The organism is Dietzia sp. KRD202 (assembly GCF_017168155.1).
GTDB lineage: Bacteria > Actinomycetota > Actinomycetes > Mycobacteriales > Mycobacteriaceae > Dietzia > Dietzia kunjamensis.
In genome coordinates this window covers 314,126-328,857 of the sequence record NZ_JABFAN010000018.1, presented here as the reverse complement: position 1 = coordinate 328,857, position 14,732 = coordinate 314,126, and the positions used below count along the sequence as shown (strand labels likewise).

Annotated in this window: 24 protein-coding genes; all 24 read left to right on the top strand. The window is 69.2% G+C overall.

Features of this window, described 5'->3' with window-relative positions; translation table 11 throughout:
• Window positions 1-65 precede the first annotated feature (65 nt).
• The 24 genes from J1M64_RS15480 (at window position 66) to J1M64_RS15365 (ending at window position 14,729) form a co-directional block, all read left to right on the top strand.
• Window positions 66-233, top strand: coding sequence for a hypothetical protein (locus J1M64_RS15480; RefSeq protein ID WP_206474702.1), 168 nt, complete (start codon window positions 66-68; stop codon window positions 231-233).
• Window positions 230-1,339: a hypothetical protein gene (locus tag J1M64_RS15475; protein WP_206474700.1), complete on the top strand. Its 1,110-nt coding sequence runs from the start codon at window positions 230-232 to the stop codon at window positions 1,337-1,339. The genes J1M64_RS15480 and J1M64_RS15475 overlap by 4 nt, the downstream gene beginning before the upstream one ends.
• Window positions 1,336-1,728: a hypothetical protein gene (locus J1M64_RS15470; protein WP_206474698.1), complete on the top strand. Its 393-nt coding sequence runs from the start codon at window positions 1,336-1,338 to the stop codon at window positions 1,726-1,728. The genes J1M64_RS15475 and J1M64_RS15470 overlap by 4 nt, the downstream gene beginning before the upstream one ends.
• A 160-nt stretch (window positions 1,729-1,888) precedes the next feature.
• Window positions 1,889-2,167 carry a hypothetical protein gene (locus J1M64_RS15465; RefSeq protein ID WP_206474695.1) on the top strand — a complete coding sequence of 93 codons (279 nt, stop codon included), beginning with the start codon at window positions 1,889-1,891 and terminating at the stop codon, window positions 2,165-2,167.
• Window positions 2,168-2,284: 117 nt separating this feature from the next.
• The gene (locus J1M64_RS15460) at window positions 2,285-2,461 is read left to right on the top strand and encodes a hypothetical protein (RefSeq protein ID WP_206474693.1); all 177 of its coding nucleotides are present in this window, start codon (window positions 2,285-2,287) and stop codon (window positions 2,459-2,461) included.
• The gene (locus tag J1M64_RS15455; protein WP_206474691.1) at window positions 2,454-2,663 is read left to right on the top strand and encodes a hypothetical protein; all 210 of its coding nucleotides are present in this window, start codon (window positions 2,454-2,456) and stop codon (window positions 2,661-2,663) included. The genes J1M64_RS15460 and J1M64_RS15455 overlap by 8 nt, the downstream gene beginning before the upstream one ends.
• Entirely contained in the window at window positions 2,653-2,793 is a 141-nt protein-coding gene (locus J1M64_RS15450) for a hypothetical protein (protein ID WP_206474689.1), read from the top strand. Before J1M64_RS15455 ends, J1M64_RS15450 begins: the two co-directional genes overlap by 11 nt.
• A gap of 75 nt (window positions 2,794-2,868) precedes the next feature.
• Window positions 2,869-4,188 carry an HNH endonuclease gene (locus tag J1M64_RS15445; protein ID WP_206474687.1) on the top strand — a complete coding sequence of 440 codons (1,320 nt, stop codon included), beginning with the start codon at window positions 2,869-2,871 and terminating at the stop codon, window positions 4,186-4,188.
• 49 nt (window positions 4,189-4,237) lie between these two features.
• Window positions 4,238-4,885 carry a hypothetical protein gene (locus J1M64_RS15440; protein ID WP_206474685.1) on the top strand — a complete coding sequence of 216 codons (648 nt, stop codon included), beginning with the start codon at window positions 4,238-4,240 and terminating at the stop codon, window positions 4,883-4,885.
• Window positions 4,886-5,132: 247 nt separating this feature from the next.
• On the top strand, window positions 5,133-5,300 hold the full coding sequence (locus tag J1M64_RS15435) for a hypothetical protein (protein ID WP_156776000.1): 168 nt from the start codon (window positions 5,133-5,135) through the stop codon (window positions 5,298-5,300).
• Complete coding sequence (locus J1M64_RS15430) at window positions 5,300-5,680, top strand: hypothetical protein (protein WP_206474683.1); 381 nt, start codon at window positions 5,300-5,302, stop codon at window positions 5,678-5,680. Before J1M64_RS15435 ends, J1M64_RS15430 begins: the two co-directional genes overlap by 1 nt.
• Before the next feature lie 107 nt (window positions 5,681-5,787).
• Window positions 5,788-6,135 carry a hypothetical protein gene (locus J1M64_RS15425; protein ID WP_307872457.1) on the top strand — a complete coding sequence of 116 codons (348 nt, stop codon included), beginning with the start codon at window positions 5,788-5,790 and terminating at the stop codon, window positions 6,133-6,135.
• Entirely contained in the window at window positions 6,086-7,711 is a 1,626-nt protein-coding gene (locus tag J1M64_RS15420) for a hypothetical protein (protein WP_206474681.1), read from the top strand. Before J1M64_RS15425 ends, J1M64_RS15420 begins: the two co-directional genes overlap by 50 nt.
• Window positions 7,712-7,729: 18 nt before the next feature.
• Complete coding sequence (locus tag J1M64_RS15415) at window positions 7,730-9,052, top strand: hypothetical protein (RefSeq protein ID WP_206474678.1); 1,323 nt, start codon at window positions 7,730-7,732, stop codon at window positions 9,050-9,052.
• Complete coding sequence (locus tag J1M64_RS15410; protein WP_206474676.1) at window positions 9,045-10,439, top strand: phage protease; 1,395 nt, start codon at window positions 9,045-9,047, stop codon at window positions 10,437-10,439. The genes J1M64_RS15415 and J1M64_RS15410 overlap by 8 nt, the downstream gene beginning before the upstream one ends.
• Window positions 10,439-10,870: a hypothetical protein gene (locus tag J1M64_RS15405; protein WP_206474674.1), complete on the top strand. Its 432-nt coding sequence runs from the start codon at window positions 10,439-10,441 to the stop codon at window positions 10,868-10,870. The genes J1M64_RS15410 and J1M64_RS15405 overlap by 1 nt, the downstream gene beginning before the upstream one ends.
• Window positions 10,871-10,892: 22 nt before the next feature.
• A complete protein-coding gene (locus tag J1M64_RS15400; protein ID WP_069388568.1) occupies window positions 10,893-11,831 on the top strand; it encodes a hypothetical protein in 939 nt (312 codons plus the stop codon).
• A gap of 4 nt (window positions 11,832-11,835) precedes the next feature.
• Window positions 11,836-12,285, top strand: coding sequence for a hypothetical protein (locus tag J1M64_RS15395; protein WP_206474673.1), 450 nt, complete (start codon window positions 11,836-11,838; stop codon window positions 12,283-12,285).
• A gap of 69 nt (window positions 12,286-12,354) precedes the next feature.
• Window positions 12,355-12,723, top strand: coding sequence for a hypothetical protein (locus J1M64_RS15390; protein WP_069388566.1), 369 nt, complete (start codon window positions 12,355-12,357; stop codon window positions 12,721-12,723).
• Window positions 12,720-13,073, top strand: coding sequence for a hypothetical protein (locus tag J1M64_RS15385; protein WP_069388565.1), 354 nt, complete (start codon window positions 12,720-12,722; stop codon window positions 13,071-13,073). The genes J1M64_RS15390 and J1M64_RS15385 overlap by 4 nt, the downstream gene beginning before the upstream one ends.
• Entirely contained in the window at window positions 13,073-13,339 is a 267-nt protein-coding gene (locus J1M64_RS15380; RefSeq protein WP_069388564.1) for a hypothetical protein, read from the top strand. The genes J1M64_RS15385 and J1M64_RS15380 overlap by 1 nt, the downstream gene beginning before the upstream one ends.
• Window positions 13,340-13,341: 2 nt before the next feature.
• Window positions 13,342-13,683 carry a hypothetical protein gene (locus J1M64_RS15375; RefSeq protein ID WP_069388563.1) on the top strand — a complete coding sequence of 114 codons (342 nt, stop codon included), beginning with the start codon at window positions 13,342-13,344 and terminating at the stop codon, window positions 13,681-13,683.
• 3 nt (window positions 13,684-13,686) lie between these two features.
• Complete coding sequence (locus tag J1M64_RS15370; protein ID WP_182657805.1) at window positions 13,687-14,070, top strand: hypothetical protein; 384 nt, start codon at window positions 13,687-13,689, stop codon at window positions 14,068-14,070.
• A 65-nt stretch (window positions 14,071-14,135) separates the two neighbouring features.
• A complete protein-coding gene (locus J1M64_RS15365; RefSeq protein WP_069388561.1) occupies window positions 14,136-14,729 on the top strand; it encodes a hypothetical protein in 594 nt (197 codons plus the stop codon).
• Window positions 14,730-14,732 lie beyond the last annotated feature (3 nt).

Here is a 14,732-nt window from a genome sequence, read left to right as displayed (position 1 = left end):
ATCCCGCACCTGCCCACGTGGTCCGGCTGGGCCACCATGCGACGCCTCGCCCGCGGAGGTGCCCAGTGGTAATCGGCTCACTCCTCACCGCAGCAGCGCTCCTGGTCGTGGGCGCCGTCCGGTTGCTCCGCGCCTCCCGCGCCCTCCGCCGCAAACAACAGGCCGTGGACCGGGAGCGCGACCACCTCAATCGCACGTGGAACTACCAGACCGGAAGGGTCCTCCGACCATGAGCACGAAGATCACCGCCGAAAACGCGGCAACCATCGAGGTCGGCCAGCTCGGCATCACCGTCGTCCACCCCGAGGGGATCGCGTCGATCTGGGCCCGACTCACCGCAGAGCAGCGCACGAAGCTCGCCGCTGCCCTCGCCCCGGAGCGGACCCCGATCCTGGAGGGCGGGCCCGTTCACGGGATCACCGTCACCGGCTATGTCGGCGATGCCCCCATCGACCCCGTTGACTGCGACCGCACCACCGTTTACACCGGGGAGTGCCGCAACTTCGCCGACACCGAGTGGATTCGGTTCGATTCCGGGCGCCGCCGCTCCCCCGACGCCCGCGACGGCAACACGTGGCTGATCGACGTCGCCTACGGCTCGTTCTGGATGGCAGACGACAAGGTCCGCAACCTTGTGCCCCTCGTCCCGGCCCCGACCGGCGGCCCGTGGACTCGCGACGACCTACCGGAGATGAGGTGGCTGCACCAGACCTTCCTCGACGGCCCGAGCGCCGGAGTGGAGGCCGGATTCGAGGACTTGGCCGTCGCATTGGTCGACCACCTGAACGCCCACCACCCGAAGTCAGGGATGGAGGCACGTCTCGACGCCGAGGCCGCCGGAGCGGAGATGACTGCGGCCTACGCGGCCCGCGACGCTGCCGAGCGAAGGTGTGACGAGTTGCGGTCCCTGATCGAGGGGCAGAAGGAGCACGTCTCGAAGTCGATTGAGGTCCGAAACCGGATGCGTCGTGAGCGTGACGAGGCGGTCGCCCGCGCCACTCTGGCGGAGCAGGAGTGCGAAAACTGGCGCGTCACCGCCATCAACCGTGCAGCCCCCGCTGTGACACGCGTCGACGTGGAGAAGGCGATCCGGTCCCGGCCCATCCTGCAACGCTGGATCGACAGCTCGGAGCTGGTCGAAGTGGGCGACGCCGTGGACGCTGCCTGCGAGGCGATCCGCGTCGAGGCTGAGCAGGACGTGGACCCGGTCGAGGAGCGGGTTGACGCGCTGGCTGACGCCGTCTACGGCGACGAGTTGGTCAGTGAGCAGATGCGCGGCGTGCTGGAACGTCTCGTCCGATCCGGGTGGATCCTCCCCGAGGGGGTCGAGTGCAAGTGAGCACCCACCGCGTAACCATCACCGTCCCCGACCCCGAGTGCCCCGACGACATCGAGTGGGTCACCGAACACCTGGAAGAAGATCCGGCGTGTGTGGTCTGGTACCCGTGCGAGAAGTGCTCCGAATGGGAGAAGGCGAAGCTCTCCGCACGGGCGGATGCTTGCCTACACGACGAGGTGACCTACCACGGCGAGGAACACCGGTACATCGAGTGCGAATGGATGACCCGCTCGGCTCACTGCGGCCTCCGTGACACCGACTCGGTCGACTGGGTTGACGACATCTACCGCGAGCACGGCCCCGGCACCTACCCGGTCGACGCCGAGTACGAGGGCGAGGGGACGTGGAGCGGCCACACGCCCGCAACGATGCAAGGGGCCACGCGGTGACCGGCATGGAGCCACTTGCCCCGATGACGATGCCGGGCGGCGATGTGGTGTGCCCCCACTGCGACGCCGGAGGCAACCCGTTGTTCTGCGAGTGGCACCGGCCAGAGTCCGGCCCGATCCGGGGACTGGCCCAGATTGTCCCGAGCACCTGGGGCCAGTCGTGACCGCGCCGGATCGTCAGCGTGACGGGGGCCCGTTCACCGCCGGCGCCATGTGCCCCCACTGCCACGCCTGCGACGTGCACCCGATGCGCGTACCGAACCCCGCCGCGCCGCGGATCGTCCAGCCGTCCGACGGCACCGTGCACCAGGCGCTCAGGTTCGGCGGCGGCGTGGTCCGCGAGTGGGTCGACCCCGACATCTACGACCGCTGGGACGAGCGACCGTTCGACGTCATCCGCACCTGCACCAGCTGCGGCTACGAGTTCGGACAGCGATGATCCCGCCGCCCGGATCCAAAGAGGCCCGCGCCCGGGGTTGCCCCTGCCCGCCACAAATCGACCTGCCCTGGTGGGTGGAAGCCGCCTGCCCCATTCACGGATGGAAAGAGTTCCAAGATGAGTGAGACCGAGTACGAGTTCGGTTTCGACGCCGAGGCTGGAGTGCCCGGGATTATGTACGTGACCCGGAACGCGATGCTCGCCGAGACGCTGAAGGCTGCCCGTCCCAACGCGCCGTTGTACCGCCGCCCCATCCCCACTCAGAGCTGGGAAGAGGTGACGGGCGATGAGTGATCAACGCGCTCCGACCGCCGCTCAGAAGCGGCGCGGCGACATCCTCGTCAAGACCGTCCTGGGCACGTACCTGGTGGCCGCGTTCTTCGCTGCCTCCAACCTCGGCTGGTACGCGGCGCTGGTCGTTCTCGGCATAGCCGTGTTCGTGGCCGGGTTCACGGATTGCGTCAACACGCGCAAGGCGCCCCGCGATGACGAATGACGAGCGCCAGACCGTCCGCCCGTACCCGGACCCAGATCCGTGCGTGATGCGCTCCGACCGGCCCCACGTCTGCCTGCGCCTGGACCACGACGAGCGCCACGGCAAGGCCACACCGAGGGAGCCCGCATGACCCGCCGCCCGCTCCCTCGCTCACCACCCACCGACCCCTGTCCTGTCCTGCGTACCCCGACCCGAGAGGCCACCCGTGTTCTTCCAGATCGACGACCAGCTCCCCAACTCCCAGAAGCACCGGGACCTGGCCGACTCCGTTCTGGACGGTGACCTCCGCGGCCCCGCCGCCGGATTCCTGTGGACCATGGCCGGCGCCGACTGCCAAGCAACCCTGTCCGACGGAATGGTGACTCGCTCCCAGATCGCCCGGCTCCTGCCGGACGCTGGACTGGCGATCGAGCTCGCCGGCATCCTCGTCGGGGTTGGCCTGTGGCACGAGCCCGGCCACGACTGCCCACGCTGCGAACAGCCGCCGGAGAAGGGCTGGATCTTCCACGACTGGTGGGACCTCGGCTACGACCGGGCCGACCAGGTGAAGACCACCCGCCGCAAACGGCGCGAACTCAAGGACTCCAAGCTGCATGCCCAGGTGTGGGCGCGCGACTGCCTCGACCCGTCCGATCCGACGGTCGCGGCATGCCGGTACTGCGGATGCGAACTCAAGAAGTACGACCACCGCGGAGCCAAGAAGGCGCACCTCGACCACGTCGACCCCACCAAGGCCGCCGGCCCGGAGAACGTCGTCCTCGCATGCGGGGACTGCAACCGCCGCAAGGGACAACGCACCCCCGCCCAAGCCGGGATGACCCTGGCCCCGCCCCCTGCCCATAGCGCCGGCCGTACGCCGGGCACGCCCGCAGGCCCCACTCGCCCGTCCTCCGCTGGACCCGACCAGACGCCGCCGGCAGCAGGCCCGGCACGACGCCCCCATGTGACCGCTGACCCCGCCGGATCGCCGCACCGCGCCGCAGACCACACCCGGTCGCCGCACCGCGCCGCAGAACCCCAGGGATCGCCACACGAGGCCGCTGTGACCGGGACGCCCGGCACCGTCGACAAGGGACCGCAGGACGCACCAGGGCCGCGCGTACCCGACACCGACCGACCAGCCGACCCGCCACCGACCCGATCGCAAACCCATCGGGTAACCCACCCAGAACCCGAAGCAGATTGTGTCCCCGTACGCGCGACGCGCGCGCACCCGGGCCGGGCAGGGTCAGGGCAGGGAGTGGGTAGGGGTGTGGGGAAGGGCCAGGGCGAGGGCCAGGGTTCGGGTAAGCCGTCCGGTTCTAGGAAGCGGCGGCGGCGTGGTCGTGGTGGTGGTCGTCCTGCGACTGCTGGTGAAGGTGTGCCCTCTGCTGGGGCCTGTCCGGAGGTGGAGGTGGCTGGCAGGTGGGGATCTCCCTACTACGGCCATGCCGGGCCTCCGCTGTTGGTGGAGGGCTCGGACTGTGATCGCCATGGTCTGCCGGAGCCCTGCCGCAAGTGCAAGACCGAGAGCGAGGCGGGCTGATGCCGCTGCTCCTGCTCGACCCGTCCGACCCCGCATCCCAGGAGACTTCGTGACCGAGACGTTCCTCGACCGGCACACCGTGCGCACGCTGGCGACCGACTGCAAGATCATCGCCGACTCGTCCGCCGAGCTGCTGCGCATCGCTCGCCGGGAGACCAGCCCGCCCGGTGGCAGGTCTGCCCGCAACCCGCGGGTGCCCGACTCCCGGCCGCCCCTCAACCTGACCGCCCTGTCCGCCTCTCTCGAGATCCACACCTGCCTGAAGTTGTGGGCGGAGAACCTGCGCGACAACACCGGCGTGCATCTCCCCGACCACGACGACGACCGGTCGCTCGCACTTCATCTCCGGGTCCATGCCCACCGGATCGCCCAGCAGCCATGGGGCCAGGATTGCGCGGACGAGATTGGCACGTGGGCCGCCACGATCCTCGGGATCACCACCCCGCCGCCGGCGCGGCGCCTGGATGAGTACTCCACTGCCGAGCGTGCCCAGGGCCTCGCGACTGCGCAGGTGTCGGCCGAGATGTGCGCGCAGCTGGTCGACGAGTACACCGAAGGACAGCACCAGCCGACGGCCGAGCAGATCCGCAAGTGGGGCCAGCGAGGGAAGGTGGCGGTGTACGGGCCGCCCCGCTGCCGCATGTACGCGGTGAGCGAGGTGCTTGATCACGTGCGACACGCGAAACGAAAGATGTGACCGGCTTGTCCAACACGACGTGATAGGCTTCGCCTTGCGAGCGCGGTGGGTCCACAGGACCGCCGCGCTTCGTCGTTCCCGCCCTGTGGTCGGCGTGTGGAACCCGTGAGCCCACGCCGCGGCATCGAGCGTGGACCCAATCTCCCGGCCGTAGTCGCCCGCGCGCATCTCCCAACTGGCCCCGCATCAGCGAGGGCGCGCATCCCCCGCGTGGCGCACGGCCGGGTACAACCACCGGGAGGCCTTCATGGACGCGGCACCCGACGGGCTGCATCTCGCAGCCTTGACGATCACCCTCTCGACCGACGGCGGCACCGAGTACGTCCTCGTCGAGGCGGACGACGACCTGGCCGCGACGACGATGCTCGGGATGCTGGACCTCGCGAAGGCGCAGATCCTCGACCGGCTCACCTGATGTCAGGCTCGACGACCGAGCGCGGTCTCGGGTGGAGGCATCAGCAGGACGTCGAGAGCCTGCGTCGTCGTCACGTGGAAGGAACCGCGTGCTGGTGGTGTGAGCGTCCGATGTTCAAGGATCCAGCTCGCAACTTCGATGGCAAGACCCTGGAGGGCGACCACTCGGAGGCCCGCAGCCGCGGCGGCCGCAAGGCTGATCGGCTGATGCACTCGACCTGCAATCGGCAGCGTGGGGATGGATCGAAAGACGAGCTCCGCCCAGCGCGCACCGGGTTCTGGCCTCCGACTTCGACCGCTCCCGCGGTGGTCATGGTCGAGCTGACCGGCCCACCGGAGCCCCGGGCCCACGTCCTGGACCTGTCTCTTATGCACCTCTGACGCTGCCGCCCCGAAAATATCCGGACCCCCGCCCTCCTGACTCCCTGCGCCGGTGCCAGTCAGGAGTTTTTGCCGGGCTCGAAACTCACGTGCAGGAGGTGGCGGCGGTGGCCGACGAGGACCAGGCCTCCGACGAACGGTCGGGCGGCGATCGACTGCGCGCGGCGCTGGCCGAGGACGACGACCCGGCGGACCTGGTGGCGCTGATCGAGGAGGCCGGCCGGACGAAGGATCGCCTCGACCAGCTCGACGCGATCCTGCGCGGCGACACCGACTTGTGGGCGCAGCTGACCGAGGGGCGCAGCGGCAAGGTGCTCGAGATCCGGGTCGACTCGGTGATGCAGGAAGCACGTCAGCTCACGACGGTGTTCAGGCAGACGCTCGCGGAGATCCGGAGGAGGCGTGATGGAGGCACCTTCTCTGGGAAGCTCGGCGGTCTCCTCGACGACCTCTGAGGACGTCGACGAGATCTTCGCGGAGATCATCGCGGCGGAGTGGCCGAAACTCACCGGCCGGCAGACGCCGTGGGCGCAGTCGTTCACGGTCGGCGACTCGGCGCATGGTGAGAAGGTCGTCAAGCTTGCGCGGCGGATGAAGGTCCGCCCGATGCCGTGGCAGAACTGGTCGATCGAGCACATCATGTCCAAGGACCCGGACGGGACCTGGACGCATCCGGAGTGCTGCCTGATCGTCCCTCGGCAGAACGGCAAGTCGCTGATCCTGTCGCTGCTGGTGATCTACCGGATGTTCGTGCTCGGGGAGAACATCATCTTCTCGGCGCAGCAGTGGGAGACCGCGAAGTCGCTATGGAAGCGCACGTGGAACCTGGTCCGGTCACAGCCGGACCTCATGGCCTTTCACGAGTCGCACACCTGCTCGCAGGGGCGCGGCACGATCGTCCTCACCACCGGCGCGCAGGTCGTGTTCACCACCCGATCGCCGAACGCTGGACGTGGTCTCGACGTCGTGGACCTCACGATCTACGACGAGGCGTACGACCTGGACCTCGCAGACCTCGCGGCGCTGTCTCCTACGCAGATGGCGGCGAAGGATCCGCAGAAGATCTACACCTCGAGCGCGGTGAACGTCGACCAGCACCCGAACGGGATGCAGTTGGCGTCGGTGCGCGCTCGAGGGCAGGAACGCGAAGAGGGGCTTTTTTACGCGGAGTGGCGGTCGCCGGAAGGTTCGGCCATGGACGACCCCGAGTCGTGGAGAGTCGGGAATCCGTCGTATGGGGTGATCCAGACCGAGGCCAAGCTCGGCGCGGAGTGGCGCACGTTCCGCAAGACCGAGGCCGGCCGGAAGTCGTTCGGCTGCGAGTACATGGGGCTCGGCGACTGGCCCACCGACGGGCCGGAGGAGATGCCCCCGGTGATCGACCCTGACGCCTGGGGCGACCTCAGAGACCTCAACGCGGTCGCGACCGGCGCGTCGTGCCTGGCGGTGGAGTGCGAACCGATCCGCGACCCGGCGATGCGCAAGTCGCGGCGGTGGACTATCGGTGCGGCGGTACGCACCGCGACCGGCAAGCACGTGCAGATCGGCTACCGCGGCCCGGGCTCGCCCACCGAGATCGCGGCGAAGGTCGCGGCGGCCGTCGCGGCCAACGATCCGGTCGCGGTCGTGCTCGATGACAAGAGCATCGCCAAGGACCTGCTGACCAAGCCGCTCACCGATCTGGAGATCGAGCCGGAATTCGTCAAGTCCGGTCAGCTCTCCGAGGCGACCAACGGGTTCCTCCAGGCGGTCGACAACCAGACGCTCACCCACGATGGCGACCCGCGCGTTGCGCCGCTGCTGGAACACGCGCAGCTGCGCGACGTGGGGCAGTCCGGCGGGGCGGCATGGGAGCGACTGAAGAACGACGACATCTCGCCGCTGATCGTGCTGACGAACGCGGCCTGGGGCTTGGACAAGTTCGACGTCGCGGCCGATGCGCCACCGCCGGCACCCGAGCACGTCCCGACGTCGGCGGACTCGCCGTCGGGGCCGGGCGAGGGGATCGACTTCATGACCGCGAATTTCTAGACGAGGAAGGGGGCGCTGATGACCGAGAATGTGAAGGCCGCCGCGCCCGCTGCCGCGCCCGTGGGCGAGGTCGGGTACGTCGTGTCGGCCCAGTCGCCGATGCTGACGGGCCCGGGAAGCTACTGGTCCATCGATGCCGACATCGAGGAAGTCCCCGAGCTGCGGTGGCCCCAGTCGGTCACGGTGTTCAACCGGATGCGCCGAGCGGATGCTCAGACGATCTCGGTACTCAAGGCCGTCACGCTGCCGATCCGGTCCACGAAGTGGCGGATCGACCCGGGCGACGCCGAACCCGAGGTGGCCGCGTACGTCGCCGAGCAGCTCGGGCTACCGCTCACCACGGGCGACAACCCGGCCCCCCGGCGCCGGAAGTCGCGGTTCTCCTGGACCGAGCACCTCCGGCTCGCCCTGCTGTCACTGCCGCTGGGACACATGTTCTTCGAGCAGGTCGTCACCGTGGACCCCGTCACCGGTGACGTCGAGCTGCGCAAGCTGGCCCCCCGGATGCCCTCCACGCTGACCGATATCAAGGTCGCCGACGACGGCGGCCTGGTCGGCATCGAGCAGGCATCCCCCGCGGGCCGGACCGTCAAGGCCCGCGACGGCGGCCGACGGTTCATCCCGGTCGACCGCCTGGTCGCGTACGTCAACGAGAGGGAGGGAGCGGACTGGGCTGGCACCTCGCTCCTACGGGGCGCCTACAAACACTGGCTCCTCAAGGACCAGCTACTGCGCATCGAGGCGATCTCGGTGCGACGCAACGGTGTCGGTGTGCCGGTCTACACCGCACCCGACGGGGCGAGCTCTGAAGACATCGCAAAGGGCCGCAAGATGGCCAACGAGTACCGCGCCGGCGACTCCGCCGGAGCGGGCCTGCCGTTCGGTGCCAAGCTGGACCTCAAGGGCGTGAACGGCATGCTGGTCCCGGCGCGGACCGTCATCGAGTACCACGACGCGCAGATCGCCCGCACCGCGCTCGCGCACTTCCTGAACCTCGACGGCAAGGGCGGCTCGTATGCGCTGGCCTCCACGCAAGCGGACCTGTTCATCACGTCGCTGAACGCGATCGCCCAGATGGTCGCCGACACGACCAACCAGCACGTGATCGACGATCTCGTCGACTGGCAGTTCGGCACCGACGTGCTCGCCCCGACGCTGACGTTCGACACGATCGGCTCTACCGACATGGCGGTCGCTCAGGCGGTCCGCACGCTCATCGACTCGGGCGCGATCACGGTCGACGACGACCTCGAGGTGTGGCTGCGCCGGGCGCTCGGCGCACCCGACCCGGGCTCTCGGCCCGGGGCGAGCGAGACGGGCGGAGGTGACGGCGATGGTTGAGGTGGTGGTGCCACCGAGGCCGGTGCTCAAGACGATCCCGAACGTCGAGCTCATCAAGGTCGGCACGTGGCCGATCTCGACAGGGATGTGGACGGTCACCTCCGACGACCTGTACGCCGCGGTGTCCGCGCTCGACTCCCCGGCGATCCGCCGGCCGGTGCTCAAGCTGGGCCACAGTGACTCGCGGTTCGACGGTGAACCTGCGGTCGGGTGGGTCGACAACATGCGGGTCTCCGATGACGGTTCGACTCTCGTCGGCGACTACAAGGGCGTCCCCGAGTGGCTGGCCACGGTCCTGGCGTCCGCGTTCCCCGACCGGTCCATCGAGGGCCAGTACGGGTTCACCGATCAGACCGGACGCGAGCACCCGTTCGTCCTGACCGCCGTAGCCCTGCTGGGAGTGACGGCGCCGGGCGTCGGCACGCTCGGCAGTCTCCAGGACATCGCGGCCCTGTACGGGGTGTCCGCCGCAGAATCCGCCGATCCGACCGGGGCGGAGTTCACCATGCCGGTCACGAGGGAAGGAACCCCCATGCCACAGGCGATCAAGGTCGCCGCGTCGCAGTCGGTGGAGGACGTGCGGCGCAGCTTCTACGAGGGACCCGCCGCCGATAACTGGTGGTGGATCGAAGAGATCTACGTCGACCCGGGCGAAGTCATCGCGGTCGACGACGAGACCGGGGACCTGTACCGGGTCCCGTTCACCGCTGCCGACACCGGCATCACGTGGGGGGAAGCCGAGCTGGTCAAGCGCGAGTACGTCGCAGCGTCCGGCCGGACCCCCGCCATTGCGTGGGCCTCCCGTGAGGAGTCCCGCCCCGAAGCTCCGACCGCCGCGGTCGGTGATACCGAAGAGGAAGGAACGTCGATGGAATTCGACGACACCCAGGCCGCGGAGCTGCTCAGCCTGCTCAGCCTGGGAGAAGGAGCAACCGCTCAGGATGTCCTCGAGGCGCTCACCGCGCTCGTGGACACCTCCACCGCGGCGGCCGCCGGCGAGGGCGAAGACGCCGCGCCGGTCTCCGCCGCCGCTCTGGGGGTCGAGCAGATCCGCGCAGCAGCCGAAAAGAAGGGTCTCACCATGGTCGACGCCTCCACGCTGGAGAGCATCAAGGCTCAGGCCGCGGCGGGTGCCGCCGCGCAGAAGAAGCTCGAGCTCCAAGACCGCGAAGGCAAGGTCGATGCCGCCATTCGCGCCGGGAAGATCCCGCCCTCGCGCAAGGACCACTGGTGCTCGGTCATCGAGCACGACGCCGGCATGGCCGACGTGCTGGCGTCCCTGCCCGACAACATGGTGCCGGTCGCTGAGATCGGCCACAACGGCGACGAGGTCGGCGCCTCCGCCGACGTCACCGAGTCCGACCTCTTCAAGAACTGGAGCTTCTGATGTCCGCGATCCCCATGGTCACCAAGCACGGCCCCAAGACCTTCCACGTCACCGAGACCGTCCGCGGCGGACAGGTCGTCGAGGCGCGCACCGGCGGCAAGGTCGGCGTCGCCGCTGCCGACTCGGGCACCGTCCTCGGTGTGTCGATTGGCGATGCCGCACCGCCGAGCTCCGCCTCGAGCGCTGACGCGTTCGGCAACCCGCTCGTCTCGGCCGTCTCGGTTCCCGAGTACACGGCCGTGGCCTACGGCGGCATCGAAGTGCGGTGCGTGTTCTCCGCGGCCGCCGCGTTCGGCGAGGCGGTGGTCTCCGCCGGCGACGGCAAGGTCAAGCCCGCCGGCGCGTCCCCCACCGGCCGGATCCTCGGCTACGTCACCGAACCCGCTGGTGTCACGGCGGCCGATCAGTCCGGGCTCGTCCGGACCCTCTGACCCCCAGAAAGGAATCGCCATCATGGCACCCACAGGAGTGGTGAGCGTCAACGACGGTCCCCGCATCACGATCAACGATCTCGTCGGGAACCCCAAGCTGGTCCCGACGAAGATCATCGAACTGCTCGCCAACCAGTTCCTCTCCGAGTCGCTGCTGCGCGACGCGGGCCCCAACGTCAACGGCCTGGTCTCCTACAACGAGTCCACGCCGCTGTACCTCGAGGAGGGCCCGGAGCCGGTCGCCGAGTTCGCCGAGATCCCGGTGACCGCCGGCGCGATCGGCCTGCCCAAGATCGCGGTCTCGCAGAAGATCGCGCGCGGCATCCGCGTGTCGAAGGAGATGATCGACGAGGGGCGGCTCGATCTGGCGCAGATGCAGATCACGCAGCTCGTCAACACGTTCATCCGCAACGACGACCGGGCGCTGCGTCACCTGCTGTCGAACTCGGCGATCCCCGAGATCCCCGCGTCGGCGGCGTGGACCGACGGTGCCGGAAACCCGCGTCACGACATCGCCGCGGCGATGGAAAAGATCGGCTCGGCGTCCCTGTCCGGCGACACCGACGGCGACGACACCATGGGGTTCGTGGCCGACACCGTCGTGCTGCCGGCCTCGATCACCCCGGTCCTGATGGACAACGACAAGTTCATCGACGTGTACAAGGACACCCTCGCCGCCGAGGACATCCGCTACACCGGAAAGCTCCCCAACCAGATCATGGGCATGGCTGCGCTGCAGTCGCGCTCGTGGCCGCTGGACCGGGTCCTGGTCGTCGAGCGCCGCACGGTCGGGTTCTACTCCGACACCCGCGTGCTGCAGTCCACGAACATGTACCCCGAGGGCGGCGGACCCAACGGCGGTCCGACCGAGTCGTGGCGCTCGGACACCTCCCGCAAGAGGGTCAAGGGCGTCGACCAGCCGCTCGCCGCGTGCTGGATCACCGGCGTGCAGGGGGCCTGATCCGATGGCGAAGTACAAGCTCCTCGCTGACCAGTGGGACCAGGTGCTCTCCAAGCCCACCGAGCAGTTCCGGTTCGTCCGGCACCGCAAGGGGGCCACCGTCGAGATCAGCGGGGCGGACGAGGCCCGGCTCCTGCGCATCGGGGCCGTCGAGCCGATCAAGCGCGCGGCTGCGAAGTCGACCAAGACCGAGCAGAAGCCGCCCCCGGAGAAGCCCAAGACCGACGAGGGCAACGGCGACGGAGGCGGCGACAACGGCGACGGCCAGGGGGACCAGAACCCGGACGACGAGACCGGCGACCAGAACCCGGACGACTCCACTCAGGAGACGGTCGAGAAGCCGGCCAAGACCGGCCCAGTGGCCGCCTGGCGCGAGTACGCCGTCGCCCAGGGGCACGACCCCGACGAGGCGGCCGACGCCACTCGCGCCGATCTGATCGCCCTGTACGGGTGACCCCGGGCGCCCCTCCGGCGCATCACCTCGTAGTGGTGCGCCGGAGGCTGGCACAGGAAGGAGCCGCGCATGTACGCCGAGACCCACGACGTTGAGTTCGAGGTGGAGCGCCCGTTCTCGGATGTGGACACCCACCGGGCCGGCTCGTTGATCACGGCGGCATCGCGGCTGCTGGACCAGTTCGTGACGGTCGACCGTGCGGACCCCGAGCAGATGGGTCTCGCGAAGATCGTCGTGGTCGACATGGTGGCCGAGGCGCTCGCCCCGGGCGAGTACCGGGGCCACCAGTCCTACTCGTGGCGTAACGGGGCCCTCGCGGGCTCGGGCACGCTCGTCGCCACGGCGGGCGCGCTGCGGCTCCTGGACTGGCATCTGGCCATGTTCGGGGCGCCTAGTGCGCTCTCCCCGTCGTGGCACTTTGGAGATGAGGTCGGATGAGGCCGGGGTTCACGACGACGATCACGATCCTGCGGCCGACTGTCGAGGAGGACGAGTTCGGGACGGACGTCCTGGACTGGTCCGAACCGGAGCCGGTGCCGGTCGACTTCATGGTGTCGGTGCAGCCGCTCAGCTCGTCCGAGGGGCCGGCGGAGCGGCCGCAGGTCGTCACCGGGTGGCAACTCATCTCGCCACCCGGCAAGGATCTGCCGCTGCGGCCGATCGACCGGATCCGCATCCCCTCGGGGCTCGTGTTCGCGGTCATCGGCGACATCCTGCGGTTCCCCCATCCGATGAAGCCGAACGGTGTCCATCACGTCGAGGCGATGCTCGAGAGGGTGTCTGGCTGATGGCGATGTCGAAGAAGATGTTCGACCAGATCAACCGCAACCGGCAGGTCCGCGCCCACCTGATGAAGGTGGCGCGGGCGAAGGCGGCCCGCGCGCAGGCGATCACCAACGCCGAGGGCGGCAAGGCTCGCATCACGGTCAAGTCGGGCATCCGGCCCGGTGGCCGCGCTTACGTGAACATCGTGTCGGACTCCCCCATCGAGGAGTACGGCTCGGAGTCGACCCCCAGAATCCGCGCCCTGGGGCGCGCAATCAGAGAGGCATGACCATGGCAACGAAGGAAGAGACGATCAAGGTCAAGTGGGCGGCCCACTCGGACCCGAGCAAAGTCGGCACGACCGAGGAACTGCGGCCGCGTGAGGCGCGTGCCGCGGTCCGCACCGGGCAGGCGCAGTACGTCAGCGAGAAGGACGTGCCGCCGGCCAGGCCGTCGATGCACACGCGCGCTGCATCGCTGGAGAAGGCCAAGAGCAAGGACGGCGACGAGGCCGCCCCGACCGATCGCCCGCAGACCGCCGCCGACACTGACGCTGATGGGGCGGCCCTGGACGACGCGGTCGCCGCGGCCGACTCTGCGCAGCCGGCCGCGAAGGCTCCCCGGAAGCGGTAGGCCATGGCTGACGTCGACATCGAGTCCGAGCTCGTCGCCCACCTCAAGCCGGTCCTCGATGAGCTGGGGGCGGCCGGGGTGGGCCCCGAGATGCGCCCGGACAGTCCGCTCCCGTTCATTCAGGTGACCGCGCTGCCGGCTACCCAGGAGCTCCAGTCGTGGGACGGGCGGCTGTCCCTCGACCGCCTGGACGCCGACGTCGACGTCTACGCGGCCAAGAAGGTCACGGCCCGGGACGTGGGCCAGGCCGTGCGAGCGCGACTGGCGGTGCCGCTGGCCTCGCGCGCCGCGACGATTAGCCGTCGCCCGGCCCTGACACCCCGCCCCGACAGGAACGAGAACGTCCGCCGCTACGGCGCGGCCGTGAGTTTCCTCGCCCGCTCGTAGCGGGACCCACCACCGACGAAGCCCCCGAGTCCTCGGGGGCTTCACGCATTTCAGGAAGGAACGCTATGAGCACCCCGATTGGCGACAACTACGACGACGAACTGGTCCGCATGGGCGTGACCGGACAGCTGATGTACGCACCCCTGGGCACGATCGCCCCCGACGGGATGGCCGAGTGGGCCCCGGAGTTCATCGACCTGGGCTGGATCTCCGACGAGGGGATCACCGAGTCGGTCGACGAGTCCTCCGAGGGCTTCACCCCGTGGCAGGCCACGGCAGAGGTCCGCGAGGACATCACCAGCGTGCTGATCACGTGGGAGACCACCCTGTGGACCACGTCGTACGACACTATCGCGCTGTACTTCCGCAAGCAGGAAGCGGACATGACCCGCAACGCGGACGGCTCGATCGAGTTCGTCGACGGCAACATCCCGAAGAAGCACCGCGTGTTCTTCGGGATCGACGTCATCGACGACCCGTACCGGCGCCGCATCGAGATCCCCAACGGCGGCATTTCCGAGCGGGGCGGCCAGACGTACACGAAGGGCTCGCTGATCGGGTACCCCATCACGATCAAGGGCTACCTCACGGCGCAGGGCTGGTCCTGCAAGCGCAAGTTCCTCGAGGGCTGGGACCTGCCCACCCCGGCCACCCCCTGATCC